A 2,998-nucleotide genomic window follows, 5' to 3' on the forward strand; every position below is an offset into this window, starting at 1 on the left:
ACAGGTTGGCGCTTTCGCGCTGCTGTAAGGTTGTGGTCATGGTTTTATGATTGCTTTATTTGGTTTTCAATGTTCGCTACGGCTTTGTGTTCCGCCATGTAAATAAACATAAAGCTTTTATTTCAGTTTGTAAAGGGGTTTTAAGCACAGTTTTTGTTATGAATCTCATAAGCTGCGCTGATAAGAAGCCAGAAGGCTTGCTGTATGGGGTTTGAAAAAGCAGAGTGCGGAATTTGTGGACGATCGCACGAGATACAGAATGCTCATAATTTAGCTGGGCAACCAGATTGTGGACTGGCGTCAGTGTTAAGATAGATGAAGGGTTAGGATGGTAAACCGCAAAACTTGTACTGACAGATATATGTTGTTGCGTAAGTCCGATCGATAAAAATCCCAAGGAATGTCCCGCACAGTCACCTACAGCCCTGCTTATACTCTGGTTCCCACTTACGAGTGTTTTAACCGCTGCACCTATTGCAATTTTCGGGCCGAACCCCTGCAAAGTCCTTGGCTGACGCTACCAGAAGCCGAAAAACAGCTCAACTTCCTGCAAACTCAAGGTGTAATTGAAATTCTCATCCTCAGCGGCGAGGTACATCCCCAAAGTAAACGGCGCAAAGCTTGGTTGCAGCGGATTTACGATTTGTGCGAACTGGCACTTGCTCTGGGATTTTTGCCGCATACTAATGTGGGGCCGCTCAGTTTTGAGGAGATGGCACAGTTAAAAGATGTGAATGTATCGATGGGGCTGATGCTAGAACAGCTTGCCCCAGATTTGTTACAAACGGTTCACCGACACGCACCGAGTAAAGTGCCGGCGCTGCGGCTGCAACAGTTAGAATTGGCTGGGGAATTAAAGATTCCGTTTACAACTGGTTTGCTGCTGGGAATTGGGGAAAGTGAGGCCGATTGGATTGAGACGCTGGAGGCGATCGCCCGGATTCATTCGCGTTACAATCACATTCAAGAAGTTATCCTCCAGCCACACAGTCCGGGAAATCAACAAAGTTGGGATGGTGAAGTTTTTGATGCTACAAAAATGCCGGAAGTAATTGCGATCGCCCGCAGCATTTTACCATCTGAAATCAGGCTGCAAATTCCCCCCAATTTAGTTGCACAGCCAGACATATTGCTGGCTTGTTTAGAAGCAGGTGCTAGAGATTTAGGAGGAATTGGGCCGCGGGATGAAGTTAATCCCGATTATCCTCACCTGCAACACCAAACTTTAACAGAAATTTTAGCAGCATCGGGATGGCAACTTGTGCAACGTTTGCCTGTTTATCCTCAGTACGATAAGTGGCTGCCGCAGACATTGCAAACTGCTGTCAAACAATGGAGACTTGGGAATATTTATTAAATTTATGGCGTTTACGTCACTTATTTGTTGAGATATCATATAGGGGTTCTTGGTCAGGTGAGGTATATCCTTGGAGATCAAAAGCTTGACAATCGATGGATTCAGCATACCTCACTAGGGTGAGAAAGGCTATATGTAAATAGAATTTATCAGTTTGCGGGCAATCTTATGTTCAAAAATCTTGTGATTAATCTAATCTTCACGCCCGGAGTTTTCTTTCCTTCTTTTTCTGGTGGGAGCGTCGCTACCCCCTTGCTCGAAGTTCAAAATCCCAGCGCATATCAGGAGGCTGACAAAAATGGAGACTACTGCATTGTCAACGGAAATAGTGGAGTCATGCCTTGGGTGTGGGAAGCCGTAGATCCAGAAGGTTTGAATGTTCGCTGCCAAGATAGGACTGGTCAAAGTAACCGACTGGATATGCTTGAGTTGCCAGTTGATAGGATTATGCCAACTGGAAAAAGATTTGATACTGTTGGAATTTCTCTTGACCGACGGGGAAAATCTTGGCTATGGGTTGGTACTTCATTCAGTCGATTTCGCTGCTGGGTCAGAGCTCATACAAATTACGTCCGACCGATTCAAAGAATTAATCGCAACCTATAGCCTTTCTCGCTATAGTGAGGTATGTTGAATTCCTTTATTAGTATGGTTTTTAGCTTCCAAGATATACTTCATGTGACTAATAACCGCTATATCAGATTTTAAATCAAAGAACCGCCACCATCAATCCACACTTCAGTACCTGTGATAAAGCTGGACGCATCTGATACCAGAAATAAAACTAACTGGGCGACTTCTTCACTAGAACCGGCGGTATTATCCCTCAAAGGAATCAGGTCTTGAATGGCATCAGGCGGGAGTGGAATGTCATCAAGATGGCGCTTAACCGTGCTTTCCCCAATGGCAGTCACCACCGCCCCCGGACAGATAACATTGACTCTGATTTGGCTGGGAGCAAGTTCTAACGCCAGCATTTTCGCTAAAGCTACTTGGGCTGCTTTGCTGGAAGCGTAAGCTGTGGCGCCAACTTTCTTGAAACTTCGGGTGCCATTAATCGACGATGTAATGACGATGGAACCTCCTTGTTTTTTCAGATAAGGAACAGCATACTTAACAGTCAAAAATGTTCCTCTGAGGTTGGTATTAATTGTCCTGTCCCACTCTTCGGGTTCTATCTCTTCTATCGGCGACCATACACCGTTAATACCTGCATTTGCCAACACAAGATCAATCCTTTGATATTCATCAAAAATGGTTTGAAATGCCTGTTGCATTTGCAGATAATCGGCCACATCTGCTGCAATAGCTAGCCCGCAGCCTCCTTCATCGACCAACTGGCGGACGGTTTCTTGCCCGGTTTCTAAAGTGCGATTGATAATAGCAACTTTTGCGCCTTCCTTGGCCATTAAAATTGCTGCTGCACGACCAATTCCCGACCCACCGCCGGTAATAACGGCAACTTTTTGTGAAAGTTTCATAATTTTTTATGTAAAATCACATTATACACGATCGTATCGCCTAAAAATAGGACTAAAGAGAGAGCTTTAGTCCTAACCATAGATGTAATTGCTCAACTAGGGGAAAAAAGGGAGCCATCAATCGAGAGAGCTTGTTGAATAGATTGATAAGCAGTTAAAC

General features: G+C 44.6%; 3 protein-coding genes. 2 read left to right on the forward strand and 1 reads right to left on the reverse strand.

Translation table 11 applies throughout. The annotated features are described in order from the left end of the window. Positions 1 to 400 precede the first annotated feature (400 nt). Together cofG and QUB30_RS33205 are read left to right on the forward strand one after the other, a co-directional pair. On the forward strand, positions 401 to 1,357 hold the full coding sequence (gene cofG / locus QUB30_RS33200) for a 7,8-didemethyl-8-hydroxy-5-deazariboflavin synthase subunit CofG (protein WP_333342532.1): 957 nt from the start codon (positions 401 to 403) through the stop codon (positions 1,355 to 1,357). Positions 1,358 to 1,525: 168 nt separating this feature from the next. Continuing rightward, on the forward strand, positions 1,526 to 1,963 hold the full coding sequence (locus QUB30_RS33205; protein ID WP_333342534.1) for a hypothetical protein: 438 nt from the start codon (positions 1,526 to 1,528) through the stop codon (positions 1,961 to 1,963). Between the two features lie 98 nt (positions 1,964 to 2,061). Here QUB30_RS33205 and QUB30_RS33210 read toward each other — a convergent pair whose 3' ends face one another. Further along, on the reverse strand, positions 2,062 to 2,838 hold the full coding sequence (locus QUB30_RS33210) for an SDR family NAD(P)-dependent oxidoreductase (RefSeq protein ID WP_333342537.1): 777 nt from the start codon (positions 2,836 to 2,838) through the stop codon (positions 2,062 to 2,064). Positions 2,839 to 2,998 lie beyond the last annotated feature (160 nt).

It is taken from the genome of Microcoleus sp. BROC3 (assembly GCF_036702515.1).
Classification (GTDB): Bacteria; Cyanobacteriota; Cyanobacteriia; order Cyanobacteriales; family Microcoleaceae; genus Microcoleus.